At 72.3% G+C, this 23,549-nt stretch carries 22 protein-coding genes and 1 pseudogene; 2 read left to right on the top strand and 21 right to left on the bottom strand.

The genetic code is table 11. The annotated features are described in order from the left end of the window. Positions 1–80 precede the first annotated feature (80 nt). From whiG to ACFIF2_RS22310, 16 genes and pseudogenes are all read right to left on the bottom strand, one after another. Positions 81–923, bottom strand: coding sequence for an RNA polymerase sigma factor WhiG (whiG, locus tag ACFIF2_RS22385; protein ID WP_395574971.1), 843 nt, complete (start codon positions 921–923; stop codon positions 81–83). A 282-nt stretch (positions 924–1,205) separates the two neighbouring features. Beyond that, positions 1,206–2,651, bottom strand: coding sequence for a DNA-processing protein DprA (dprA, locus tag ACFIF2_RS22380; protein ID WP_395574970.1), 1,446 nt, complete (start codon positions 2,649–2,651; stop codon positions 1,206–1,208). Between the two features lie 14 nt (positions 2,652–2,665). Next, positions 2,666–4,291 (bottom strand): YifB family Mg chelatase-like AAA ATPase, encoded by a 1,626-nt coding sequence (locus tag ACFIF2_RS22375; protein WP_395574969.1) that lies wholly within the window; start codon positions 4,289–4,291, stop codon positions 2,666–2,668. Continuing rightward, a complete protein-coding gene (locus tag ACFIF2_RS22370) occupies positions 4,291–4,653 on the bottom strand; it encodes a YraN family protein (RefSeq protein WP_395574968.1) in 363 nt (120 codons plus the stop codon). Before ACFIF2_RS22370 ends, ACFIF2_RS22375 begins: the two co-directional genes overlap by 1 nt. A 174-nt stretch (positions 4,654–4,827) precedes the next feature. Beyond that, positions 4,828–5,136, bottom strand: coding sequence for a DUF2469 domain-containing protein (locus ACFIF2_RS22365; protein ID WP_014675276.1), 309 nt, complete (start codon positions 5,134–5,136; stop codon positions 4,828–4,830). 56 nt (positions 5,137–5,192) lie between these two features. After that, positions 5,193–5,717, bottom strand: a complete 525-nt coding sequence (locus ACFIF2_RS22360; RefSeq protein WP_395574967.1) for an NUDIX hydrolase — start codon at positions 5,715–5,717, stop codon at positions 5,193–5,195. Next, positions 5,707–6,480 (bottom strand): signal peptidase I, encoded by a 774-nt coding sequence (lepB, locus tag ACFIF2_RS22355; protein ID WP_395574966.1) that lies wholly within the window; start codon positions 6,478–6,480, stop codon positions 5,707–5,709. Before lepB (ACFIF2_RS22355) ends, ACFIF2_RS22360 begins: the two co-directional genes overlap by 11 nt. A gap of 150 nt (positions 6,481–6,630) precedes the next feature. Further along, positions 6,631–7,623, bottom strand: coding sequence for a signal peptidase I (lepB, locus tag ACFIF2_RS22350; protein WP_395574965.1), 993 nt, complete (start codon positions 7,621–7,623; stop codon positions 6,631–6,633). Beyond that, a pseudogene (gene lepB, locus ACFIF2_RS22345) lies at positions 7,517–8,599 on the bottom strand (signal peptidase I); the annotation flags it as partial. The gene lepB (ACFIF2_RS22350) and the pseudogene lepB (ACFIF2_RS22345), both read right to left, overlap by 107 nt. Next, the gene (gene lepB / locus ACFIF2_RS22340) at positions 8,592–9,353 is read right to left on the bottom strand and encodes a signal peptidase I (protein WP_395574964.1); all 762 of its coding nucleotides are present in this window, start codon (positions 9,351–9,353) and stop codon (positions 8,592–8,594) included. The pseudogene lepB (ACFIF2_RS22345) and the gene lepB (ACFIF2_RS22340), both read right to left, overlap by 8 nt. A 45-nt stretch (positions 9,354–9,398) precedes the next feature. Then, positions 9,399–9,749, bottom strand: coding sequence for a 50S ribosomal protein L19 (rplS, locus tag ACFIF2_RS22335; protein WP_016432403.1), 351 nt, complete (start codon positions 9,747–9,749; stop codon positions 9,399–9,401). Positions 9,750–9,885: 136 nt separating this feature from the next. Further along, positions 9,886–10,719, bottom strand: a complete 834-nt coding sequence (gene trmD, locus ACFIF2_RS22330) for a tRNA (guanosine(37)-N1)-methyltransferase TrmD (RefSeq protein WP_395575023.1) — start codon at positions 10,717–10,719, stop codon at positions 9,886–9,888. Beyond that, positions 10,719–11,282 (bottom strand): ribosome maturation factor RimM, encoded by a 564-nt coding sequence (gene rimM, locus ACFIF2_RS22325; protein WP_395574963.1) that lies wholly within the window; start codon positions 11,280–11,282, stop codon positions 10,719–10,721. The genes trmD and rimM overlap by 1 nt, the downstream gene beginning before the upstream one ends. Positions 11,283–11,429: 147 nt before the next feature. After that, positions 11,430–11,669, bottom strand: coding sequence for an RNA-binding protein (locus ACFIF2_RS22320; RefSeq protein ID WP_003973401.1), 240 nt, complete (start codon positions 11,667–11,669; stop codon positions 11,430–11,432). Positions 11,670–11,671: 2 nt separating this feature from the next. After that, positions 11,672–12,091 (bottom strand): 30S ribosomal protein S16, encoded by a 420-nt coding sequence (gene rpsP / locus ACFIF2_RS22315; RefSeq protein WP_395574962.1) that lies wholly within the window; start codon positions 12,089–12,091, stop codon positions 11,672–11,674. Positions 12,092–12,313: 222 nt separating this feature from the next. Next, complete coding sequence (locus ACFIF2_RS22310) at positions 12,314–12,910, bottom strand: hypothetical protein (RefSeq protein WP_395574961.1); 597 nt, start codon at positions 12,908–12,910, stop codon at positions 12,314–12,316. Between the two features lie 693 nt (positions 12,911–13,603). Here ACFIF2_RS22310 and ACFIF2_RS22305 point away from each other — a divergent pair. Both ACFIF2_RS22305 and ACFIF2_RS22300 read left to right on the top strand, forming a co-directional pair. Then, positions 13,604–14,488 (top strand): class I SAM-dependent methyltransferase, encoded by an 885-nt coding sequence (locus tag ACFIF2_RS22305; protein ID WP_395574960.1) that lies wholly within the window; start codon positions 13,604–13,606, stop codon positions 14,486–14,488. A gap of 236 nt (positions 14,489–14,724) precedes the next feature. Then, positions 14,725–15,333, top strand: coding sequence for a hypothetical protein (locus tag ACFIF2_RS22300; protein ID WP_395574959.1), 609 nt, complete (start codon positions 14,725–14,727; stop codon positions 15,331–15,333). A 22-nt stretch (positions 15,334–15,355) separates the two neighbouring features. Here the strand turns inward: ACFIF2_RS22300 and ftsH are convergent, their stop codons facing one another. From ftsH to ACFIF2_RS22275, 5 genes are all read right to left on the bottom strand, one after another. Beyond that, positions 15,356–17,302, bottom strand: a complete 1,947-nt coding sequence (gene ftsH, locus ACFIF2_RS22295) for an ATP-dependent zinc metalloprotease FtsH (RefSeq protein WP_395574958.1) — start codon at positions 17,300–17,302, stop codon at positions 15,356–15,358. A gap of 121 nt (positions 17,303–17,423) precedes the next feature. Continuing rightward, a complete protein-coding gene (ffh, locus tag ACFIF2_RS22290; protein ID WP_395574957.1) occupies positions 17,424–18,974 on the bottom strand; it encodes a signal recognition particle protein in 1,551 nt (516 codons plus the stop codon). Between the two features lie 118 nt (positions 18,975–19,092). Next, positions 19,093–21,570, bottom strand: a complete 2,478-nt coding sequence (locus ACFIF2_RS22285; RefSeq protein WP_395574956.1) for a [protein-PII] uridylyltransferase — start codon at positions 21,568–21,570, stop codon at positions 19,093–19,095. Positions 21,571–21,627: 57 nt separating this feature from the next. Beyond that, a complete protein-coding gene (locus tag ACFIF2_RS22280; RefSeq protein ID WP_019328769.1) occupies positions 21,628–21,966 on the bottom strand; it encodes a P-II family nitrogen regulator in 339 nt (112 codons plus the stop codon). Continuing rightward, positions 21,963–23,309, bottom strand: a complete 1,347-nt coding sequence (locus ACFIF2_RS22275) for an ammonium transporter (RefSeq protein ID WP_395574955.1) — start codon at positions 23,307–23,309, stop codon at positions 21,963–21,965. Before ACFIF2_RS22275 ends, ACFIF2_RS22280 begins: the two co-directional genes overlap by 4 nt. Positions 23,310–23,549 lie beyond the last annotated feature (240 nt).

Here is a 23,549-nt window from a genome sequence, read left to right as displayed (position 1 = left end):
CTCGTACGGGAGTCACTCACCCGACCGCACGCGCGCCGAGGGGGTCCCGGGACGGGCCGCCGACGGGCCGTACGGGCAGGTCAGCGGCCGAATCCCGCCAGCTTTGCGCGCAACTGCAACACCGACTTGGTGTGGATCTGGCTGACCCGGCTCTCGGTCACGCCCAGCACGTTGCCGATCTCGGCGAGGGTGAGGCCCTCGTAGTAGTACAGCGTGACGACGGTCTTCTCCCGCTCGGGCAGTGTGTTGATCGCCCGTGCCAGCAGGCGCCGCAGCTCCCGGTCCTCGGCCACCTCCACGGGGTCGTCGGCGGCGGTGTCCTCCAGCGTGTCCATGAGGCTCAGCCGGCCCCCGCCCTCGCCCCCGGCGTGCAGCAGCTCCTCCAGCGCCACGACGTTGGCCAGCGACAACTGGCTGAACACCGCGTGGAGGTCCTCCACCGCGATCCCCATCTCGGCGGCCACCTCGCCCTCCGACGGGGTGCGACGCAGCCGTGCCTCCAGCGTCGCGTAGGCACGCTCCACGTTCCGCGCCTTCTGCCGGACCGACCGCGGGATCCAGTCCAGCGCCCGCAACTCGTCGATCATCGCGCCCCGGATCCGGGTGATCGCGTACGTCTCGAACTTGATCTCCCGGTCGACGTCGAACTTCTCGATCGCGTCGATCAGCCCGAACACCCCGGAGGACACGAAGTCGGCCTGCTCCACGTTGGGCGGCAGCCCCACGCTGACCCGGCCCGCCACGTACTTCACCAGGGGCGAGTAGTGCAGGATCAGCTGTTCCCGCAGCCGCTCGTCCCCCGTCGCCTTGTACGACCGCCACAGCTCGTCGAGCGTCGAGGGGGCGGGCGGTCGCACGTCGCCGCCGTCACGGGCGGCTGGGGGGATCGCCGCCCGGTCTGACCCGGAGGTGTGCTGGGGCATTCGTCGCCTTGTGCCGTTCTGCCGTGTTGTGGGTGCCTGGTGAGGCCGCCGGTCTGCTGTCTGGTTGTCGCCTGCTGTCGGAGCTCCGCGGGGGTCCTCGTGAGCGTAGCGTGACTGGACTGTCGCGGTGCGCGAAGAGCGGAGCGGGGACCGTACGCAGATACGTTCCGCTGAACGCTCTACAGGGGGGATGATGATCGCTCTGCGTGATCATTCGGATGCCTCAACTGCCCAGGATTCCCAAGGGCGTCGGGGTTCCCCCGGACGGCCGAACACGCTGCGTCAACACGGGCGCCGACCGCCTCGGACCGAGATCATCGCCTGGCGTGTCAACTTCCAGCCGTCGCCGTGTCGTTCGACGTAACCAAGTGCTCGAAGTTCGTACAGTCTCGCGATCGCGTCGTCCTCGGTGGTCTGGGCGCGCAGCGCGGCCTCGGCCGCCGTCGCCGCGCCGCGCGCGGGCAGCCCGGCCAGTACCTGGCGGGTCCTGGGTTCGAGCAGGTCGGTCGGGAGCACGGGCCCGCGCCGCTCGGGGGACAGCTCGCCCATGTCGCCGACCAGCTCGACGACCTCGGCGGCATCACCGACGAGCACGGCGTCGCCGCGCAGCAGTTCGTGCACTCCGGCGGACAGCGCGCTGGTCGCCGGGCCGGGGACGCCCATCGTGTGCCGGCCCAGCCGCTGGGCGGCCCGTGCCGTGACCAGGGAGCCGCTGCGGTAGGCCGCCTCGACGACCACGGTGCCCCGGGTCAGCGCGGCGATCACGCGGTTGCGGAGGATGAATCTGCTCGGTGTCGGGTGGTCGCCCGGCGGCAGTTCCCCGACGACCAGTCCCTGATCCGCGATGCGGTTGATCAGCCCGGTGTGCCCGGACGGATAGGGGCGGTCGACGCCGCAGGCGAGGACCGCGGCGGTGGCACCGCCCGCGCCGAGCGCCCCCCGGTGTGCGGCGCCGTCGACTCCGTAGGCGCCGCCGGAGACCACCACCCAGCCGCGCTCCGCGAGGCCGGCGGCGAGGGTGGCCGCCATGTGGGCGCCGTACTCGGTGCAGGCGCGGGCGCCGACGACGGCCACCGACCGCAGCGCCCACATCCGCAGGCTGGGTGCGCCGCGCACCCACAGTCCGAGGGGCCGGGCGTCCCCCAGGTCGTCGAGCTGCCCCGGCCACTCCGCCGTCCCGGGCACCACGAACCGCGCGCCCGCCTCCCGGGCGACGGCGAGGTCCCGCCGGGGGTCGGCCCGGCTCGCCCGGGCACAGAGCCCGGCCCACCGTTTCCCGCTCACCCCGGGCAGCGCCGGTCCGCCCTCGCGCAGCCGCCGTACCAGGTCCGCGACGCCCCGCTCCCGCACCCACCGTCCGGCGACCTCGTCACCGGGCTCGACGACCCGGCTGAGAAAGACCCTGCCGAGCAACTCGTCGTCCACCACATCAGCCCCAGCCGTGCCGCCGGGCACCGCCGTCGCAGCACCCCCAGCGGCAGCGTCCCCTGCTGCCACCGCCTCGCCACCAGCCCCGACGTCCCCCGACGTCACGGCGTCACCCCCAGCCGCAGCGCCGCCCAGGCCGGAACCGACGCCGTCGGACGGAGCCTCGCCCCCGGTCGCCGCGCCGCCCCTCGCGGCGCTCCTCGCGTCGCCGGTACCGGCAGGACCGCCGCCGGTGATCGCGTCCTCGCCCTCGCGCACCGCGTCACGCCCGAACAGCGCGTCGCCCCCGGTGTCGGTCATGTCGTCCTCCCCCGTCACGTCAGCGCCCCCAGGGCCATGGGCACGCCCCTCGGCACCCCGGTGCGCAGTTGCAGTGCGAGGGCGACGTCCCTCGCGTCGGGCCGGGCGTGGCCGACGAGGTCCGCGACGGTCCAGGCGACGCGCAGGACGCGGTCGAGGCCACGGGCGGTGAGCACGCCCCGTTCGAGGCTGCGTTCCGCGTCGTCCAGGGCGCCCGGTGCGGCGGGCCAGCGGCTGCGCAGCTCCCGGCCGGGCACCTCGCTGTTGGACCGCCAGGGGGTGCCCGCGAGGCGGGCGGTCGCCCGTTCCCTGGCCGCCCGCACCCGGTCGGCGACCGTCGCGGTGGCGTCGCCCCGGGGGCCGTGGCCGGCCAGTTCACCGCGGGTGACCCGGTCCACCTCGACCCGGAGATCGACTCGGTCGAGCAGCGGTCCGGAGAGCCTGGCCTGGTAGCGGCGGACCGCCGAGGGCGGACAATCGCACAGGTCCTCCTTCAGCGAGAACCGCCCGCACGGGCAGGGATTGGCGGCGAGCACCATCAGGAACCGCGCCGGGAACCGCACCACGCCCGCACTGCGCGCGATGACGACGTGCCCGGCCTCCAGCGGCTGACGCAGGGCGTCCAGGGCATGGCTGCTGAACTCCGGTGTCTCGTCCAGGAAGAGGACTCCTCGATGGGCCAGTGAGACGGCTCCGGGCCGCGCGATGCCCGGGCCGCCCCCGACGAGCGCCTGCATCGTGGCGGAGTGGTGCGGCGCGCAGTAGGGGGCCACGTCGATCAGGGGCTTGCCCGGCGGCAGCAGGCCCGCCACCGAGTGCACCGCGGTGACCTCCAGCGACTCCGACCGGCAGAGCCGGGGCAGGATGGCGGGCAGCCGTTCGGCGAGCATCGTCTTCCCGGCGCCGGGCGGCCCCTCGAGGAACAGGTGGTGGCCGCCGGCCGCGGCGACCTCCACCGCCGTGCGCGCCGACTCCTGGCCCACGACGTCGGCGAGGTCGTGGCCGTGGTCGTACTGTGCCGCTCCCATGCTGTGCATCCCGGTGGCGGCGCCGGTGCCGGGCATGCGCAGGCCGGCCATGAGCGGGTCGGGCCGGCCCTGCTGGTCCTGCTCCTCCTCCGGCACGGGTTCGTCGGCGAGGACGGCGATCAGCTGACGCAGGCTGCGCACGCCGAGCACCGACACACCGGGCACGAGGGACGCCTCGGCGGCGGCGCACTCGGGTACGACCACCTGTTCGTAGCCGGCCTCGGCAGCGGCCAGCACCGCCGGGAGGATGCCGCGTACCGGACGGACCCGGCCGTCCAAGCCCAGCTCCCCGATCATCACGATGTCGGCGAGCACGCGCGGGTCGATCCGCTCGGCGGCGCCGAGGACGGCAGCGGCGACGGCCAGGTCGAACCCGCTGCCGCTCTTGGGCACCGAGGCTGGGCTCAGTCCCACCGTCAGCTTCTTCTGCGGCCACTCGGCGCCCGAGTTCACCACCGCGGCCCGCACCCGGTCCCGGCTCTCGGTCAGGCTCTTGTCCGGCAGGCCCACCAGCGTGAACGCCGCGACCCCCGGTTCGAGGTCGGCCTGGACCTCGACCAGCACGCCCTCGACGCCGACGAGCGCCACGGAGCACGTACGCGCGAACCCCATCACGCCACCCCCCGCGCGTGCTCGACCACGGGAGCGCCGCGCCTCGGGAGGAGCACGCCGACCAGGTCGATGCGGACCCCGCCGGGCGGGGCCCCGCCGTGGGTCTGGATCCAGCGATCGGCGAGCCGCCGCAGCCGCCGCGCCTTCTCGGGCGTCACCGCGGCCATCGGATGCTCGAAGGAACCGTCCCTGCGCGTCTTGACCTCGCAGACGACCAGGACGTCCCCGTCCCGGGCCACGATGTCGATCTCGCCGCTCCGGCCACAGCGCCAGTTGCGCTCCAGGACCGTCATGCCGGTCCCGGTCAGCCGACGGGCGGCGAGCGTCTCGCCGTACCTGCCCATCGCACTTCGTGCGTTCATGTCGGCACCACCTCCGGCGCCAACGATGAGGGCAGCTCAGCGAGCTGTTGGATCTTGGTGGACGGCCGGACGACTGTGGAAAACCCCGTCACCCACACGGGTGGGGCCGAACCGAGGGCGCCGAGGCAGCGCCGCCCGTCAGCCGCCCGTCAGCCGCCCGTCAGCCGCCGCCCGTCAGCCGCCGGGCAGCTCCAGGTCGCTCTTGTTCAGCTCCTCAATGTTCACGTCCTTGAACGTCAACACCCGGACCTGCTTCACGAACCGAGCCGGGCGGTACATGTCCCACACCCAGGCGTCGGCCATGGTGACCTCGAAGAACACCTCACCCTGGACCGAGTGCACCTGCATCTCGTAATCGTTCGTGAGGTAGAAACGCCGCTCGGTCTCAATCACGTATTTGAACAGACCGACGACATCGCGGTACTCCCGGTAGAGCTTGAGCTCCATCTCGGTCTCGTACTTCTCGAGGTCCTCGGCGCTCATGGCATGTTCCCCTTCAGCCGTGCGGTCCCACCATTGTGCGCCAGTCCCGGGAGCCCCTAGACGATTTCGGTGTCCAGGGTCACCGGCCCGGCGGGGGGACCTTCGTCCAGCAGCGTGCGCAGCAGCTCGGCGAGTCTGGTCGGATACACCGTCTCACGTGCCCGGGCCAGTTCCCGACACGTCCACCAGCGCGCTCCGGCGACGCTGCGCCGCTCCAGTTCGGTCAGCCCCAGGGCCTCGGTCGCGGTCTGGGTCGTACGGGCGAGGTAGTACCACTCGTCCTGGTCCCAGCGGCGGCCGGCGAAGGGGAAGGAGCACCTGCGCCGCCACAGCACCGGGCCGAGCCGGATGTCGGTGATGCCGGTCTCCTCGGCGAGTTCCCGTCGTGCGGCCTGCTCGCGGGTCTCGTCGCCCTCCACGCCGCCGCCGGGCGTGAACCACCAGTCGTCGGCCGGATCGTCCGGTTCGTGGCCGTGCAGCAGCAGGATGCGGTCGTCGGGGTCGAGGAGGACCACCCGGGCCACCCTGCGCAGTCCGCCCTCGTACGAGTCCTGCCCGGGCCGGGTCGTCTCAGCGGGCACCGGTACCCGCCCCGGCCCGGGCGCGGGAGGCCGCCGCCCGCTTGGCGAAAGGACCGTAGGCGGCCCCGCCCAGGATCAGCACGGCACCGGCGATCACCAGCGCGACGACCGTCCGCAGCGGACCCGGCGCGGAGAGGTCGCCCAGCGCCTCGAAACCGGTCGGGCGCTGGAGCATGCCGTCCATGGGCCAGACCACGGCGTCCACGCGGGCGTCCACGGCGCCGCGCGAGACGGTGCCGCCGGCGGCGTCGGTGAGGTGGGCGGTGGAGTCGACGGAGTTGTCGCGTTCGTCGCCGAGCAGGAACAGCCGGCCCTCGGGGACGTCCACGGTCGGGAAGCTGCTGATCTCGGCCGGCGTACCGTCGGGCAGGTAGGGCTCGTCGACGACCTTGCCGTTGACCTTGAGCTTGCCCTCCTGGCAGCAGGAGACGGTGTCCCCGCCGACGGCGACGACACGCTTGACCATCGGGGCGTTGGCCCAGGTCGCGTCCTTGAAGACGACGACGTCGCCGCGGCGGACGTCACCACCGTCGACGCGCTGCGCCAGCACCCGGTCGCCCGCGTCGATCGTCGGGGCCATCGAGCTGGTCGGCACGGTGTAGGGCCGGTAGACCACCGCTCCCCAGGCGAAGCCACCGAGGAACAGCACCAGTCCCAGTGCCACGGCGAGGCCGGACAGCCGCTGCCCGGTCCGGCCGCCCGCCGGGGACTTGCCCGCGCCACCGCCGCGCGGGGCCGTACGTGTCGTGCTCTCGCCACCCATGGATCCGCACCCTACCCGGCGGTACCGGAACGGGTCAGCCCCTCACGGGGCGCGGGAGGGGCTGACGAGAATGCTCCGCCACGGCCCGGGCCGCGAGCGGGACGGGCCGCGAGCGGGACGGGCCGTGGGGGACGGGCCGTGGGGGACGGCTCAGCGCGTCTCTGCGGCGGTGGCACGCCTGCGGCGCCACCACACGACCGGAACGACTCCGGCGAGGGCGAGGCCCTGCGGCGCGGCCGACAGCGCGGCGGCGGCCGACGGCCCGGCCTGCAGGCCGTCCTGGTCGAAGGTGTCCGGCACCGGCAGGGTGCCCCAGCGGTTCATCGGCCAGGCGACCACGATGGCGCGGCCGACGACCTCCTTCACCGGGACCATGCCGCCGTGCTCGTCGGCCTGGTTGTAGCGGGAGTCCCGGGAGTTCTGCCGGTGGTCGCCCATGACCCAGATGGAGCCCTCGGGGACCGTGACCTTGAACTGCCCGCCCTGGTCGTCGACGCTGCACGGCGTGTTGCCCGGGTAGACGTAGTCCTGCTCGTTCAGCGCCTTGCCGTTGACCTTGAGCGGGCCGGTGCCCTTGCACTCGACGGTGTCGCCGCCGACTCCGATGACGCGCTTGATCAGGTCCTTCTCGTCCGCGGACGGCATCAGGCCGATCCAGCTCAGGACCGTCTGCAACGCGTTCGGGTCGGGCGTCGGCTCGCCCGCCAGCCAGTCGTCCGGGTCGTGGAAGACGACGACCTCGCCGCGCTCCGGCTCCGAGCCGAACCAGGGGGTCAGCTTGTCGACCAGCACCCGGTCATTGATCGTGAGCGTGTTCTGCATCGAGGCGGACGGGATCGAGAACGCCTGGACCAGGAATGTCTTGATCAGCAGCGCCAGCACCAGCGCGATACCGATCAGGATCGGCAGTTCCTTCCAGAAGGAGCGCTGCTTCTTGGCCGGGGCGGGTTTCCCGGGAGGTGTCCCGCCCACTCCCTCGTCCTGGGGTCCGCTGAGTTCGTCCGTCACCCTGCCGTCCTCGGTCCCGGAGTCGCGCCCGGAGGCCGGGGCGCCGTCCGGGACGGGGCCGGCCGTCTCCACGGGGCGTCCGCGGTTCTCCTCGCCCTCGTGTCCGGACCGTGCGCCAACCGCCACATCCCCCACGCCAACTCCTCACTCTCTGCCACCGCCTGCCCCGTACACGGTGCAGGCCCACCACTCCCATAACGAGCGGGAGTTCCGCAGGGGTCGGGAGTCGAATCATCGTGTTCGGATCGTCCGGGGCAACCCTATGCGACAGCCGGGGAGCGGCGGTCGAACCGGAGGCCGAGTCGGGCACGGACGCGTACGTTTTCGGCTCGTCCAGCGTCGTCCAGTGGCCGAACGGCCAGGCGATCACCATGGCCCTCCCCACGACCTCGTCCTCGGAGACCGTGCCGAAGTCGGTCCGCTGGTGCACGCGGGAGTCGGCGGAGTTCGACCGGTGGTCGCCCATCACCCACAGCCGCCCCTCGGGGACCGTGACGTCGAACGGTGTCGTGGACGGCCTGTCGCCGGGGTACAGGTAGTCCTCCTCGTCCAGGGGGACGCCGTTGACGGTGACCCGCCCCTGGGTGTCGCAGCACTTCACCCGGTCCCCGCCGACGCCGACGACCCGTTTGATGAGGTCCTTCTCGTCGTCGGACGGCAGCAGACCGATGAAGGCGAGACCCTCCTTGACCTGCTTCACGACGACGGGATCGTCCTTCTTGGCGGTCTGCTCGCCCCGGAGCCAGCCGCCGGGGTCCCGGAAGACGACGACGTCCCCGCGCTGCGGCTCGGAACCGAACCAGGGGGTGAGCTTGTCCACCAGGACCCGGTCGCCGATCCGGATGGTCTGCTCCATGGAGCCCGACGGGATGACGAACGCCTGTACGAGGAAGGTCTTCAGCACCAGCGCTATGAGGACGGCGACGCCGATGAGCAGAGGTATCTCCTTGACGGCGCCGCGCCTGCGCCGCCGCTTGACCTTGCGCTGGAGCTTGCGCCGCTCGGCGCGGGACCGGCCCCCGGAGGGCGCGGTGGTGCGCCGTGAACCGGTGGGCAGCAGGTTCTCCGCGGGGCTGCTGGGCGCCCCGCGGGGCTTGCCCCGGCTACCCATCGGCGCCCTGGGCGGGCTCGGGCAGGCGCGCACCGGCGGCCGGGCCGTCGGTCTCCGCGTCCGGCACGCGCGCGTAGGCGTCGGGACGGTCGAGGCCGGTGGCGTGGTCGAAGGGCCAGACGATCCAGTCGGCGCGGCCGATCACCTTGTCCAGCGGGACCATGCCGCCGCCCGGCGAGCCGAGGTGGTCGCGAGAGTCACTGGAGTCGTCGCGGTGGTCACCGAGGACGAACAGGGTGCCGTCGGGGACGACGACGTCGAAGCGGACCGCGGAGGGGCGGTCGCCGGGGTACAGGAACGCCGACTCGTCGACCGACTGGCCGTTCACCCGGACCCTCCCCTCCCTGTCGCAGCACACCACGTGGTCCTCGCCCACACCGACAACGCGTTTGATGTAGTCGCCGTGCCCGAAGAGCCCGGTGCCGTCGAACACGACGATGTCGCCCCGCTGCGGCCGGTCACCGAAACGGTACGCCAACTTGTTTACGAGAACGCGGTCACCGATCCTCAATCCGCGCTCCATGGATCCGCTCGGGATCTGGAAGGGCTGGAGCACGAACGTGCTGAGGAGCAGCAGGAACAGCAGCAGCGTCAGGAGGGTGACGGTGATCCGGCCGCCCGGCACCCAGTCCGTGAGCCGCCCCGCCAACGCGGAACGCGACCGTTCCTCCGGGCCCTGAGGATCCGAGGCGTGCTCGGAGTCGGAAGGGCGGGAGGAGCGGTCGCGCTCCGTGGGCTGTGCTTCGGTGTCCATCGGGGCCAGATGCTATCCGGCCCCGGCGCGGACCCCGGAGAGCGCTCAGCTCTCGCGCTTCTCCTTGATCTTCGCGGCCTTGCCGCGCAGCTCGCGCAGGTAGTACAGCTTGGCGCGGCGGACGTCACCGCGGGTGACGAGCTCGATCTTCTCCACGATCGGGGTGTGCACCGGGAAGGTGCGCTCGACGCCGACGGAGAAGGAGACCTTGCGGACCGTGAAGGTCTCGCGCACGCCGGCGCCCTGGCGGCGGATGACGACGCCCTTGAACTGCTGCACACGGGAGCGGTTGCCCTCGATGACACGCACGTGGACGTTGACGGTGTCGCCGGGGCGGAAGGCCGGGACGTCGCTGCGCAGCGACGCGGCGTCGACGGAGTCGAGCAGGTGAGACATTTCGTCTGCTTTCTTCGCTGATGCCACAGGTCATCAACGGAAACTAGGTGTTTCGGAATCAGGGTCGTGCGGGTCGGGACGGGCGTCGTCTCCCCCTGTGGCAGGGGCGCGCTCCGGACGGACGCACAACAGCCGCCTATTCTTCCATGCCCGGCGTCCTGCGCCAAAATCGGCCGTACGGTTCCCCGTCCGGGTCCGGTTCCCAGCCCAGGATGGAGAGCATCTCGCGGTCCTTCTTGTCGAAGGCCGCGGGGTCGCACCGCTCGATGAGGTCGGGCCGGTTGGCGGTCGTGCGCCGCAGGGCCTCGTCGCGGCGCCAGCGGGCGATCTTCCCGTGGTGGCCGCTGAGCAGGACGTCGGGGATGCCCCGACCGCGCCACTGGGGCGGCTTGGTGTGGACGGGGCCCTCCAGCAGGTTGGCCATGGCGCCGGGGGCGAAGGAGTCGTCCCGGTGGGACTCGGCGTTGCCCAGGACGCCGGGCAGCAGCCGGGCCACGGCCTCGGTGACGACGAGGACGGCCGCCTCGCCGCCGGCCAGGACGTAGTCGCCGATGGACACCTCGTACACGGGCATCCGGGTCGCGTACTCGTCGATGACGCGGCGGTCGATCCCCTCGTAGCGGGCGGGCGTGAAGATCAGCCAGGGCCGCTCGGAGAGGTGGACGGCGAGTTCCTGGGTGAAGGGCCGGCCGCTGGGCGTGGGCACGATGAGGGCGGGCTCGCCGGAGCCGGCCTCGTAGCCGTCGGCCAGGACGGTGTCCAGCGCGTCGCCCCAGGGCTCGGTCTTCATCACCATGCCGGGGCCGCCGCCGTACGGGGTGTCGTCGACGGTGTTGTGCCGGTCGTACGTCCACTCCCGCAGGTCGTGCACGTGGACGTTCAGCTGTCCACGCGCGCGTGCCTTGCCGACCAGGGAGACGTTCAGCGGTTCCAGGTACTCGGGGAAGATCGTGACGACGTCCAGCCGCATCACGCCCCGCCCTCCTCTTCCCCGGCCGCGTCCCGGGCGGAGGCGATCTCCGCGCGGTCGTCGATCAGGCCGGGCGGCGGATCGATCACCGCGCGCTGCTCGTCCAGGTCGATGTCGGTGACGATCTCGGAGACGAACGGCACGTAGACCTCGCTGCCGTCGGGGCGCTCCACCACGAAGAGGTCCTGCGTGGGCAGGTGGGAGATCTCGGTGATCCGGCCGACCTCCGTGCCGTCCGCGGTCACCACGTCCAGGTCGATGAGCTGGTGGTCGTAGTACTCGTCCTCGTCCTCGGGACGCTCGTCCGGGTCGACGTCGGCGATCAGGAGGGTGTTGCGCAGCGCCTCGGCGCCGGTGCGGTCGTGGACGCCGGCGAAGCGCAGCAGGAGGCGGCCGCTGTGGACGCGGCCGGTCTCGATGGTGAGGGGGCCGACGGAGGCGGGGTCGGTGGCCAGGACGGCACCGGGGCCGAGCCTCAGTTCGGGCTCGTCGGTACGGACCTCGACGGTGACCTCGCCCTTGATCCCGTGGGCGCGGCCGATGCGCGCGACTACCAGCTGCACGGTGCTTGCTTCTCCTGTCGGAACTACGACGGAACCACGGTGCCGACCATGGTCCGGGACTACGACGAGTCGGTCACGGCGCACAACGACTGCGGGCCGGGGACGGCCAGTGGCCCTCCCCGGCCCGAGCCGGTGCTGCGTTTGGCGTCAGCGGACGTGGTCCACGTCGACGAGGTCGACGCGGACACCGCGGCCGCCGATGGCGCCGACGACGGTGCGCAGAGCGCGTGCGGTGCGACCGTTGCGGCCGATCACCTTGCCGAGGTCGTCGGGGTGGACCCGAACCTCGAGAACGCGCCCACGGCGCAGGTTGCGCGAGGCGACCTGCACATCGTCAGGGTTGTCGACGATGCCCTTCACGAGGTGCTCGAGAGCCTCCTCGAGCATGCTCAGGCCTCGGTCGACTCGGACTCGGCGCCAGCCTCGTCCTTCTTGTCGGCCTTCTTCTTCTGGGTGATCGCCTCACCCTTGCCCTCGTCGTCGCCACCGAGCGCCTCGAAGGACGGACGGGCCGACTTCTCGGCCGGCTGCAGCAGGGGCGCCGGGGCGGGCTCGCCCTTGAACTTCTGCCAGTCGCCGGTCTTCTTCAGGATGGCGAGCACGGGCTCGGTCGGCTGGGCGCCGACACCGAGCCAGTACGCCACACGCTCGGCGTCGACCTCCATCACCGACGGGTTGTACGTCGGGTGGTACTTGCCGATCTCCTCGATGGCCCGGCCGTCACGGCGGGTACGGGAGTCGGCGACGACGATGCGGTAGTGAGGCGAACGGATCTTGCCCAGACGCTTCAGCTTGATCTTGACTGCCACTGGAGTGGGTTCTCCTGGTTTTGACGTGATTGGGCACGGCGAGAGAGCCGCGTGGGGTTGCGGTACCCGAGTGCCCGATGGACGCGTCAGCCGGAGGAGAGAGGGGTCCTGTGCGACTGTCGAGTACAGCTGACCATTGTGCCACACGCGGGCGTGCCCTTCGGACCGAGGGCGGACCGAGGGCACCGCGTCCGGATCCGGCCGCCACGAGCAGCCGGATCCTCAGCCGGCCGCCGCGCCGACCACCTCCGGGATCCGGAACGGCTTGCCGCAGCCGCCGCACATGATCGGGGCCTGGGCCAGGACCGACGGGACGACCCGCACGTTGCGGCCGCAGTCGCAGACCGCCTTCACCCGCACCCCTCCTCCGGAGGAGCCGTGACGGGCGGCCGGACCGCGGAAGCTGCGGGCCGAGTCGGTCGCGGTCGCGACGGTGTGGGCCTTCAGCGCGCGCTGGAGGCGCTCGATCGTCGGGCGGTAGCGGCGCTTCGCCTCGGGGGTGAGCGTGACCAGCGAGAAACCGCTGCTGGGATGCGGCTCCTCCGGGTGGTCGAGACCCAACTCCTCGGCGATCGCCAGGAATCGACGGTTGTGGTAGCGCCCCGCGCGGGAGGTGTCGCGTACTCCGCGCGCGGCGGCGATGCCGTGGACTGCCTCATGGAGCAGTCGTTCGAAGGAGAGTTCGTGTCCGCAGGCGGACGACGACTCCCCGATCAGGGACTCTGGCGCGGCAAGATCGGGCAGCTCGGTGTGGTGCCGCTGAATGTCGGCCCACGCCTGCGCCAGCTCTGCGGCGAGAACAGGTGGTGTCGTGCTCACGTAATGAGAACGAGCCGGGGTGCCGCTGTGTTCCTATTCCGGGGCATCCCAAATAATTTGCACGTACCCGTCAGTTGCCGCTGATGCGTCCCGACGAGGGCGGGTGCGCTGATCTGCGGAGAAGCGGCACAGCTCCTACCAAGCTGGTGCGTAGTCCGACGTACGCGCCGGCGCGTAGGCCCCGTCCACGCGCCGGGATGCGTGGGGCTCGCGCATGCGCAAGGGGCGTTTCGGCCGCTGTCGCGGCGGAGGAGCCCCGGAAGGCCGTCACCCGATCGGCCGCGTCGACAGGTGCGTCGATGGGCGCGAGGTTACCGGGTGCCCCTGAAGCGTGCGGCACCGCCCCGCCGAGCACCGCTCCCCCACGCGACCGGGCGCCCCCGGGCACGCCGGCCTTGGCCGAAACCGCCCGCTCGGCACCGCCGCCACCCGCTGTCATCACCGAACGGCACGTTCAGGCCAACCGCCACGGGGGCCGGCACGGGGCTACCCGGAGTACCACGCGGCCAGGCCCACGTTGCCGGGAAGTGAAATCTCGCCACTGTGACGGGCATCGGGCAAACCGGGCCCCGCTACCACTGGACGCCGGAGCGAGCCCGGAGTTTCCTGGCATACGGGGGGAGTGCGAGCGCACTGCACGGGGGCCACGGAATCCGGCACGGCGGCAACACTCGGCGATTGGGGCGCTTTCCTATGACACCTACGCTCGTGCGGCAGCACCCGTCTCACGCGGGGACCACACACCGCGTGGACCTGCGTGCACGCGCGCGTGACTGGTCCGAGATACAGGAGCGGATGCTCGTCCCGCTCTACGAGGCCGTCTACGAGCGACTGGACGTAGGCGGCGGCACACGGATGCTGGGTCTGGGCTGCGGCTCCGGCCTGGCCCTGCTGATGGCCGCCTCGCGCGGCGCGTCGGTGACGGGGGTCGACTCCCGCTCCCCGGAGCTGCTCGCCCTGGCACGGCGGCGACTGCTCGGCGGGCCTCCCGAGGCACCCGGCACCGCCGGGGCACGACGCACGCGCGCGCGTGCGGACGCCGCGGTCGTCGAGGGCACGCCCCGGGACGCGCAGGATCCGACGGCACCGGCGTTCACCCTGGTGACCGCCTTCGAGCCCATCGGGTGCCTCGCCGGTGACGCGGAGGGGCTGGGCGGACTGCTCGCCGAGGCGGCCCCGCTCGCCGGGCGCGGGGCGGCCGTGGTGCTGGCCGGCTGGGGCCCGCCGGAGCGGTGCGCGACCACGTCGGTGCTGCGGGTGGCCACCGGACTCGCGGACCCGCTGCGCGGCGCCGGCAGCTGGCGCCCCGCCCTGCGCGACGACCTGGAGGAGGTCGCCCAGCGGGCCGGGCTCAGGCCGGACGGCTCGGGCCGGGTGGCGTGTCCGTTCGGGTACGCCGGCACGGAAAGCGCGGTGCGCGGGCTGCTGTCGACCGGCCTGTTCGACGCGGCGATCGCGGCGGCCGGCCAGGAGCAGGTCGACAAGGAGCTGGCCGAGGCACTGCATCCGTACCAGCGGCCGGACGGGACGGTGTGGATGCCGAACGTGTTCCGGTATCTCGTCGCCCGCACTCCCTGACGGCCGACGCACTTCCTGACGGCCGACGCATTCCCTGACGGCCGGCGCCTTCCCTGACCGCCGACGACCGGTCCCGACCGGGTACGTGCGGCACGTGAGGGAGTTTCTTCGGTGCGGGTGTGAGTCGTGTGAAGAAGCCGGAGCTGGCCCTTCCGCGGTTCCTCCTGGTGGATCACGGGCCTCTACCCTGATCCACCGTCCGGGGGACACCACACATCTGCATACAGGAGCCTGTAGTGCCGCACCACAAGACCGCGCTGCGTCTCGTCGCGCCCGTCGCCGTTCTCGCTCTGGCCCTCACCGCGTGCGGGGGCGGGGACGACGCCGGCACCGACGCCGACGCGAAGAACGCGTCGAGCCCCGAGGCGGCGGCCTCCGCCTCCCGGCCGGCCTCGGGCGGCGACATGGAGACGGGCGAGGCCGCGACGGGGAAGGTCGCGGAGGACCCGGGCGAGATCACCTACGAGGTCCTGGCGCAGAAGGTCGAGGTCGGCACCGAGGCGGAGGCCGCCAAGGCCGTGGCGGACGCGGCGGACGCCAAAGGCAGGGTGCTGGCCACCGCACACGTGAAGTACACCCACAAGAGCGGCCCGGCCCTCACGGACGGCTCCGGCGCCCCCGACGCCACCACGGTCTTCGCCGACGGACAGCGCGGCGGCGTGCTGATCGGCGCCTCCGAGGACGCCCCGGGCTGCGAGGACCCGTACGACGTGGACGGCTGGAAGCAGGGCGAGAGCCATGTCTTCTGCGAGACCTACGTGATCCCCGCGGACGCCACGAGCGTGGAGGTGCACTGGGAGGAGGAGGACGGCGAGCCCTTCGTCTGGAAGTTCCCGCAGTCCTGACCGCCGGCGGCAGGCGCCGGGATCATTCCTCCGGGCCGTCCTTCGACAACCGCGTGATCCCGGCGATCCGGTACGCCTCCGCCTCGTCCAGCGTCTCGGCGGCCAGCAGCGCCTCGGCCAGCGCGTCGAGCTGCCCGCGGTGCTCGGTCAGCTTGCGGACGGCCTCCGCGTAGCACTCGTCGACGACCCGCCGCATCTCGCCGTCGATGGCGTCGAGGGTCCCCGGGGCGGCGGCCAGCCCGTAGGCCTGCTGGGCGTCGCCGGGGAGGGCGGAGAGCCTGCCGACCTGTTCGCTCATGCCCCAGCGGCCCACCATGCCGCGCGCGATCCGGGTGACCTGTTCGAGGTCGCTCTCCGAGCCGGTGGTGATCACGTCGTACACCACCTGCTCGGCCGCCATGCCGCCCAGCGCGCCGATGATCCGCCCGCGCAGGTACTCCTCCGTGTACGCGTACTTGTCCGCGTCCGGCGTCGAGAGCGTCACCCCGAGCGCCCGTCCGCGCGGCACGATGGTGATCTTGCGTACGGGGTCGGCGCCCGGCTGGAGCATGCCCAGCAGGGCGTGTCCGCTCTCGTGGTAGGCGGTGCGCCGGCGCTCCTCCTCCGGCATCACCAGCGGGCGTTCGGCTCCCAGCTGGACCTTCTCCAGCGCCTCGGAGAGGTTCGCCTGCGTCACCCGGTCCTGCTTCCGCTTGACCGCGAGCAGCGCGGCCTCGTTGGCGAGGTTGGCCAGTTCGGCTCCGGTCATGCCCGGCGTCGTACGGGCGACCTGGGCGAGGTCGACGTCCGGGGCGAGCGGGATCTCGCGGGTGTGGATCTCCAGGATCGCCTTCCGGCCGCCCCGGTCCGGCGGCGAGACGCTGACCACCCGGTCGAAGCGGCCGGGACGGGTCAGGGCGGGGTCCAGGATGTCGGCGCGGTTGGTCGCGGCGATGACGATCACCCCCTCAGCTCCGGAGAAGCCGTCCATCTCGGTGAGGATCTGGTTCAGGGTCTGCTCGCGCTCGTCGTGACCGCCCATGCCGGAGCCGCCGCCGCGGGCCCGGCCGATGGTGTCGATCTCGTCGATGAAGATGATCGACGGCGCCACCTTCCGGGCCTCGGCGAACAGCTCCCGCACCCGGGAGGCGCCCACACCCACGATCATCTCGATGAACTCGGACGCGGACGCCGAGAAGAACGGCACGCCCGCCTCACCGGCGACCGCGCGCGCGAGGAGCGTCTTTCCGGTGCCGGGCGGGCCGGACAGCAGGACGCCCCGGGGCATCTTGGCGCCCATGCGGCGATAGGCGTCGGGGTTCTTCAGGAAGTCGACGACGTCACTCAGCTCGCCCTCGACCTCGTCGATCCCGGCGACGTCCGCGAACGTGGTGCGCGGCTCGCCCGCCTCCAGCTCGACCGGCTTGGGCGGCGCCTTGCGGCCGAGCATGCCGCCCGCCCCGCCGCCCAGGGCGCCCCTCATCCGCCGCGCGATGAAGATCCACAGCACCACCAGGAGCAGCATCGGAGCCAGCGAGATCAGCACGTTGACCAGCAGACTGCGCTGCTGGACGACGGGTTCGGCCGTGACGGTGACGTCGTTCCGTGTCAGGTCGTCCCAGAGCCGGTCGTCGGCGAAGGTCGGCCGCTCGGTGGTGAACTTCGTGTACGTCCCGTCGCCCTCGGGGTTGTCCCGGGCCTTCTTCAGCTGGCCCTGGATCGCGTCGCCCTTGGCGTAGATCTTGCTGACGTTCCCGGCCTCGACCTGCTCGCTGAACTCCGTGTAGGAGATCGTCGGCTCGTCGCCCTCGTTGAAGAAGGAGAGCACGAGGTTGGCGATGAGGAAGACGATCAGCGCGGCCAGGACCAGGTTCCACCAGCCCCCGCGCATCCTCCTGCCGCCGGACGGCGGCTTGGGGGGCTCCTCGGGCGTGCCCTCGGTGCGCCAGGGCGGCTCGGGGGCCTTGCGCGGCGGGGACGGGTTGGTCATAACCGGACGTTACGACAGGAAAGCCGCACGGGCATGCGGGTGTACGGCACTGGGGGCGCCCCGCGCTTCCGCGCGCGGGGCGCCCCCAGTGCCGTACGGACGGGGCGTCAGCCCATGAACCTCAGCCCATGAACTTCTTGAACTCGTCCGGAAGCTCGAAGTCCTTGCCGCCCTGCTGCGGCAGCCCGAAGGCGCCGCCGTTCTGCGCGGCGGCGGCGCGGCGGGCGGCCTCCTCCTGCTCCTGCTGCTTGCGCTTCATCGGGTTGCCGGAGCGCTGCTTGCCCTTGGCCTTCTTCTGCTGCTTCTTCTGCCGGCCGGGACCGCCGCCCATGCCCGGCATCCCCGGCATGCCGGGCATCCCGCCGCCCTGGGCCATGCGGGACATCATCTTGCGGGCCTCGAAGAACCGCTCGACGAGCGACTTGACCGCGCTGACGTCGACGCCGGAACCCTTGGCGATACGGGCGCGGCGCGAGCCGTTGATGATCGTCGGCTCCTGGCGCTCGGCCGGGGTCATCGACTTGATGATGGCGGCCGTGCGGTCGACGTCGCGCTCGTCGAGGTTGTTGATCTGGTCCTTGATCTGGCCCATGCCCGGGAGCATGCCGAGCAGCTTGCTGATGCTGCCCATCTTCCGGACCTGCTCCATCTGGGCCAGGAAGTCGTCCAGGGTGAAGTCCTGGCCCTTCTTGGACGCCAGCTTGGAGGCCATCTTCTCGGCCTCTTCCTGGCTGAACGTCTTCTCCGCCTGCTCGATCAGGGTGAGCAGGTCACCCATGTCGAGGATGCGGGAGGCCATCCGGTCAGGGTGGAAGGCGTCGAAGTCCTCCAGCTTCTCGCCGTTGGACGCGAACATGATCGGCTTGCCGGTCACCGAGGCGATCGACAGGGCCGCACCACCGCGGGCGTCGCCGTCGAGCTTGGAGAGCACGACACCGTCGAAGCCGACGCCGTCGCGGAAGGCCTCGGCGGTGTTGACCGCGTCCTGGCCGATCATGGCGTCGACGACGAAGAGGATCTCGTCGGGGCTGACCGCGTCGCGGATGTCCGCGGCCTGCTGCATCAGCTCCTGGTCGATGCCCAGGCGGCCGGCGGTGTCGACGATGACCAGGTCGTGGACCTTGGCCTTGGCGAACTCGATGGAGTCCTTGGCGACCTTCACCGGGTCGCCCACACCGTTGCCCGGCTCGGGCGCGTAGACCGCGACGCCGGCCCGCTCGGCGACGACGCTGAGCTGGTTGACGGCGTTGGGGCGCTGGAGGTCACAGGCGACGAGGAGCGGCGAGTGGCCCTGCTCCTTGAGCCAGCGGCCCAGCTTGCCCGCGAGGGTGGTCTTACCGGCACCCTGCAGACCGGCCAGCATGATCACGGTCGGCGGCTGCTTGGCGAAGCGCAGACGGCGGGTCTCACCACCGAGGATGCCGACCAGTTCCTCGTTGACGATCTTGACGATCTGCTGGGCCGGGTTGAGGGCCTTGGAGACCTCGGCGCCCAGGGAGCGCTCCTTGACCTTCTTGATGAAGGCGCGCACGACGGGCAGGGCCACGTCGGCCTCGAGGAGCGCGATGCGGATCTCGCGGGCCGTGGCGTCGATGTCCGCCTCGGACAGCCGCCCTTTGCCCCGGAGGGATTTGAAGGTGGCTGACAGGCGGTCGGAGAGAGTATCGAACACGGCGGCGTAGGTCCTCGCGTCGGCGTTGGTGTGGGTCGCCCTCCAGGGTATCCGGCCCCGCGAGCAAATCGTCCCTGCCCGCCGCAGGAAGCGGACAGGGACGTGACGCGCCACGAGGTCACGCCCGCAGCGACTCCTCCAGCGCCCGGGCCACGGACGCCGCCTCCTCGCCCGGCAGCGGCGCGCTCCCGCCCCGTGTCACGTAGAAGGCGTCGACGGCGTTGGAACCCAGGGTGGAAGCGTGCGCGCTGCGCACCCGCACGCCCGCCGCCTCCAGTGCCCGTCCGAGCCGGAACAGCAGCCCCGGTGCGTCCTGGGCGCGGACCTCGATCACCGTGGCCAGCCGGGACGCGGCCGGGGCCACCGTCACGCGGGGCGGGGGCGGCTCCACGCCCCGGCGCCTCGGGTAGGCGGCGTCCCGCTCGGCGAGCCGTCCGGCGATGTCCAGAGTGCCGTCGAGCGCCCGCACCAGGTCGGCGCGCAGGCGGGCGGCCTGGGGCAGGGAGCCGTACTCGGCGGCCACCCGCCAGTCCAGCAGCAGGACGGAGCCCTCCACGCCGTCCGGCAGCGGGAGGGACCGCAGCTCGGCGGTGCGGACGGTCAGCCGGTGCATGGCCAGGACCCCGGCGACCGCGGGGAGCACGCCCGCCTGGTCGGGGACGGCGATCAGCAGCTCCACGCCGAGCGGCTCGGGACCGGCGCCCTCCCCCCGCTCGGGCTCCGGGTCGGCCGGCGGCTCGGTCTGGGCCCGCAGCGCCAGCACCGGCCCGCCCGTGCGGAACGCCTCCAGGGCGAGCCGCTCCTGCTCGGCGGTGGGCGCGGCGGCCTCGGGCTCTTCCAGCGGGTCTCCGGCCAGTACCGCCGAGACGCGTTTGACCAGGTCGGCGACGAGGGAACCGCGCCAGGACGACCAGGCGGCCGGTCCGGTGGCCAGGGCGTCGGCCTCGGTCAGGGCGTGCAGCAGCTCAAGGGTGTGCTCGGTGCCGACCGCCTCGGCGACCGCGCGCACGGTGGCCGGGTCGTCCAGGTCGCGCCGGGTGGCGGTCTCGATGAGCAGCAGGTGGTGGCGTACGAGGGTGGCGAGGACGGTCGCGTCCGCGCGGTCGAAGCCGATGCGGGCGGCCACGTCCCGGGCGATGGTCTCGCCGGCCACGGAGTGGTCGCCGGGCCAGCCCTTGCCGATGTCGTGCAGCAGCGCGGCGACCAGGAGCAGGTCGGGCCGGTGGACGCGGCGGGTGAACCCGGCGGCGCGGACGGCGGTCTCGATCAGGTGCCGGTCGACGGTCCACAGGTGCACGGCGTTGCGCTGCGGGCGGCAGCGCACCCGCTCCCAGTCGGGCAGGAGCCGGGTGATCAGGCCCTCGGCCTCCAGTGCCTCCCAGACCTGCACCGTGGGGCGGCCCGAGCCCAGCAGGGTCACCAGTTGCTCGCGTGCCTCGGCGGGCCAGGGCGCGGGCAGGGGGCGTGCGGTGGCCGCCAGGCGCCGTACGGCGTGCAGGGAGAGCGGGAGCCCGGCCTGGGCGGCGGCGGCCGCGGCTCGCAGCGGGAGGACGGGGTCGCGTTCGGGGCGCGCGGTGCGGGCGAGCACCACCTCGCCGTCCTGCTCGACGACGCCCTCGGCGAGCGGGGTGCGCTCGGGAGCCGGTTTGCCGCCTCCCCGTGCCCGTCCGCCGCTCAGCACGGCGCGCAGCCTCGGCCGCACGGCGCGCGAGCGCAGGACGCGCCCCACCTCGCGCCAGGTGACGTCGCCGGCGTAGGAGATGACGCGTGCCGCCTCGTACACCTGCCGCAGCAGCGCGTCGGCGTCCAGCAGCCCCAGCTCCGCCGCGACCTGGTCCTGCTCCTGCAACGCCAGCCGGTCGGTCGCCCGGCCCGTCGTCAGGTGGAGCGCGTCGCGTACGTCGAGCAGGCGGCGCCGTGCCTCGGCGAGGCCCTCGCGCGGGGCGTCGGCCAGCCAGGAGGCGGCGACGGCTCGCAGGGCGGTGGCGTCGCGCAGGCCGCCCCTGGCCTCCTTGAGGTCGGGTTCCAGCAGGTACTGCAGTTCTCCCTGGCGTTCGGCGCGCTCGGCGCACAGCTCACGCAGTTCGGGCAGGCGCTTGGGGGCCTGGTTGCGCCAGTCGGCGAGGACCGAGGTGCGCAGTCCGGCGGTCAGTCCCAGGTCGCCGGCGAGGTGGCGGGCGTCGAGGAGACCGAGGTGGACCTTGAGATCCTCGCCGGCCGTCTTCCGTGCCTGTGCGGGTGTGCGCAGGGAGTGGTCGAGGGCGATGCCGAGGTCCCATACGGGGTACCAGAGGCGGTCGGCGAGGGCGGCGACGGCCTTGTCGTCGCTGCCGTCGTGCAGCAGGAGCAGGTCCAGGTCGCTGCGCGGGGACAGCTCGCCGCGCCCGTAGCCGCCGACGGCGATCAGCGAGACGCCCCGGAGTTCACCGGCGGCGGCGGTGAAGAGGCCGGAGAGCCAGTCGTCCGTCAGTTCGGCGAGGGCGGCACGGCGCGGCGGCCCGGACCGCGTCCCCTCGGTGAGGAGGCGCAGCCGGGCCGCCGCGTAGCCGCCGGGTCCCGAGTCCTCTGCTTCTTTCGTCACGTCCGTACTCGTCACCCGGCGACTCCCGTTCCGTTGTCGTGCCTCAGAGCTGCCTCACATGTCCCGGCCGCCTCAGAGCGCGTCGGGTCCGCGCTCGCCGGTCCGGACCCGTACGGCCGTGTCGACCGGGACCGACCAGACCTTGCCGTCACCGATCTTCCCGGTGCGGGCCGCCTTGACCACGACCTCGATCAGCTGCTCGGCGTCGTCGTCCTCGACCAGCACCTCGATGCGGATCTTGGGCACCAGGTCGACGGTGTACTCGGCGCCCCGGTAGACCTCGGTGTGGCCGCGCTGCCGGCCGTAGCCGCTGGCCTCGGTCACGGTCAGGCCGTGGACCCCGAAGGCCTGGAGGGCCTCCTTGATCTCGTCGAGCCGGTGCGGCTTGACGACGGCGGTGATGAGCTTCATGCGTCCACCTTCTTGCTGTCGGCCTGCGCGGCCGTGGAGGCGGCCGGCGCGGCGGTCGTCCGGGCGGCGCCGCCACCGGCGCCGCTGAAGTCGTATGCGGTCTCGGCGTGCTCGGCCTGGTCGATGCCGGCCACCTCGTCGTCCTCCGGCACCCGCATGCCGATCGTCTTGTGCAGGATCAGCGCCAGGAGGGCGGAGACGACCAGAGAGTAGGCGAGGACGCCGAAGACACCGGCGCACTGCTTCCAGAACTGGTCCAGGCCGCCGCCGTAGAAGAGGCCCTGGACCTCGGACTGGCCCTTGCCGGTGGCGAAGAAGCCGACGAGGAGGGAGCCGAGGATGCCGCCGACGAGGTGGACGCCGACGACGTCGAGGGAGTCGTCGTAGCCGAACTTGTACTTCAGGCCGACGGCCATGGCGCAGAGCACGCCGGCGATGACGCCGATGGCGATGGCGCCGAGCGGGGAGACCGCGCCGCCCGCAGGGGTGATGGCGACCAGGCCGGAGACGGCGCCGGAGGCCGCGCCCAGCGTGGTGAAGGCGCCGTGCCGGATCTTCTCGTAGGCGAGCCAGCCGAGGACGGCGGCACCCGTGGCGACCTGCGTGTTCACGAACATCAGCGCGCCGACGCCGTCGTCGTTGCCGAGCCAGGAGCCGGCGTTGAAGCCGAACCAGCCGAACCAGAGCAGACCGGCGCCGAGCATGACCAGCGGCAGGCTGTGCGGGCGCATCGGGTCCTTCTTGAAGCCGACCCGCTTGCCGATGACCAGGATCACGCCGAGCGCGGCGGCACCGGCGTTGATGTGCACGGCCGTACCGCCGGCGAAGTCGATGACGCCCAGCTCGAAGGCCCAGCCGCCGGCGCCCCACACCCAGTGGGCGACGGGGAAGTAGACGACGGTGGCCCACAGGGCGACGAACAGCGCCCAGGCCGTGAACTTCACCCGGTCCGCGAGGGCGCCGCTGATCAGGGCGGGCGTGAGCACCGCGAACATCAGCTGGAAGACCAGGAAGACGAAGACGGGGATGGTGTAGCCGTCCCACAGCTCGGTCAGGCCGATGTTGCTCAGGCCGACCCAGTCGGAGTTCCAGCCGACGATGCTGCCGGTGTCGGTGCCGAACGCCATGGAGAAGCCGTACAGCACCCACAGGACGGTGACGATGCCGAGGCTGATGAAGCTCATCATCAGCATGTTCAGGGTGCTTTTGACGCGGACCATGCCTCCGTAGAAGAAGGCCAGGGCCGGGGTCATCAGCATCACCAGGGCGGAGCAGATGAGCATGAAGCCTGTGTTGGCGGCAGAGAGCTCCGTCTCTGCGGCAAGCGTGATGGCTGGAGCCATCGGCGTCTCCTCGTCGTTGGTACGGCCCCGTGCGGGCGAAGCCTGAGCGGAATGAGGGGTGGGCCGGTTATGCGCCATGAGATTGGCGCAGCGCGGTTTCGGTGGACGCCCCTCGTTGTTTCGCCGCCGTGACGAAGGCGCTGTGCGTGTTACGCGTCGGTGAACTGCCGGATGCGGGGCCGGACGATCGTTATCGTGGCGCAACGTCCCGCCGGGGACGTGAACCGGCCGCGGCGGCCT

This window comes from Streptomyces sp. BK79 (genome assembly GCF_044142145.1).
Lineage (GTDB): Bacteria > Actinomycetota > Actinomycetes > Streptomycetales > Streptomycetaceae > Streptomyces.
Note: the sequence above shows the minus strand (reverse complement) of the source record. Positions and strands in the feature narration are given on the sequence as shown.

Bases quoted from the DNA above. Each gene is read 5' to 3' on its own strand.
- whiG (WP_395574971.1), bottom strand. From the start codon at position 923: ATGCCCCAGCACACCTCCGGGTCAGACCGGGCGGCGATCCCCCCAGCC.
- dprA (WP_395574970.1), bottom strand. From the start codon at position 2,651: ATGACCGACACCGGGGGCGACGCGCTGTTCGGGCGTGACGCGGTGCGC.
- ACFIF2_RS22375 (WP_395574969.1), bottom strand. From the start codon at position 4,291: ATGGGGTTCGCGCGTACGTGCTCCGTGGCGCTCGTCGGCGTCGAGGGC.
- ACFIF2_RS22370 (WP_395574968.1), bottom strand. From the start codon at position 4,653: ATGAACGCACGAAGTGCGATGGGCAGGTACGGCGAGACGCTCGCCGCC.
- ACFIF2_RS22365 (WP_014675276.1), bottom strand. From the start codon at position 5,136: ATGAGCGCCGAGGACCTCGAGAAGTACGAGACCGAGATGGAGCTCAAG.
- lepB (WP_395574966.1), bottom strand. From the start codon at position 6,480: ATGGGTGGCGAGAGCACGACACGTACGGCCCCGCGCGGCGGTGGCGCG.
- lepB (WP_395574964.1), bottom strand. From the start codon at position 9,353: ATGGACACCGAAGCACAGCCCACGGAGCGCGACCGCTCCTCCCGCCCT.
- rplS (WP_016432403.1), bottom strand. From the start codon at position 9,749: ATGTCTCACCTGCTCGACTCCGTCGACGCCGCGTCGCTGCGCAGCGAC.
- trmD (WP_395575023.1), bottom strand. From the start codon at position 10,719: ATGCGGCTGGACGTCGTCACGATCTTCCCCGAGTACCTGGAACCGCTG.
- ACFIF2_RS22320 (WP_003973401.1), bottom strand. From the start codon at position 11,669: ATGCTCGAGGAGGCTCTCGAGCACCTCGTGAAGGGCATCGTCGACAAC.
- ACFIF2_RS22305 (WP_395574960.1), top strand. From the start codon at position 13,604: ATGACACCTACGCTCGTGCGGCAGCACCCGTCTCACGCGGGGACCACA.
- ftsH (WP_395574958.1), bottom strand. From the start codon at position 17,302: ATGACCAACCCGTCCCCGCCGCGCAAGGCCCCCGAGCCGCCCTGGCGC.
- ACFIF2_RS22280 (WP_019328769.1), bottom strand. From the start codon at position 21,966: ATGAAGCTCATCACCGCCGTCGTCAAGCCGCACCGGCTCGACGAGATC.
- ACFIF2_RS22275 (WP_395574955.1), bottom strand. From the start codon at position 23,309: ATGGCTCCAGCCATCACGCTTGCCGCAGAGACGGAGCTCTCTGCCGCC.